Below are 532 nucleotides of genomic sequence, written 5' to 3'. Positions count from 1 at the left end.
TGCCCAGGGAATCGCCAACCTGCTGTGGGCCATGGCGAAACTGGTGGACAACGGGCAGAATCGAACACCAGAGCTCAACAAGGCCGTGGCCGCGCTGTTGCCCCACGTGAACGTACAGAAAGACCAACTTATTCCTCAGGGTGTCGCCAACTTGCTGTGGGCCATGGCGAAACTGGTGGACAACGGGCAGAATCGAACACCAGAGCTCAACAAGGCCGTGGCCGCGCTGTTGCCCCACGTGAACGCAAAGAAAGACCAATTTATTCCTCAGAATATCGCCAACCTGCTGTGGGCCATGGCAAAACTGGTGGACAACGGGCTGGAGCAAACACCAAGGCTCAAAGAGGCCGTCGCCGCCCTGTTGCCCCACGTGAACGCACAGAAAGACCGATTTAATACCCAGGAAATCGCCAACCTGCTGTGGGCCATGACAAAACTGGTGGACAATGGACAGGAGCGGACACCAGAATTCAAAGAGGTCGTGACCGCGCTGTTGCCTTACGTGAACGCACAGAAAGCTAACTTCAAACCA

Annotated in this window: 1 protein-coding gene; it reads left to right on the top strand. The window is 56.0% G+C overall.

Annotated elements, in window-relative coordinates:
- Window positions 1–532: DUF1601 domain-containing protein (locus J7439_RS26105; RefSeq protein WP_209204975.1), on the top strand; the 532-nt coding region annotated here is incomplete at both ends.

The sequence above is a fragment of the Salinisphaera sp. G21_0 genome, from assembly GCF_017744115.1.
Classification (GTDB): Bacteria; Pseudomonadota; Gammaproteobacteria; order Pseudomonadales; family Endozoicomonadaceae; genus Endozoicomonas.
This window is presented reverse-complemented; position numbering and strand designations above follow the sequence as displayed.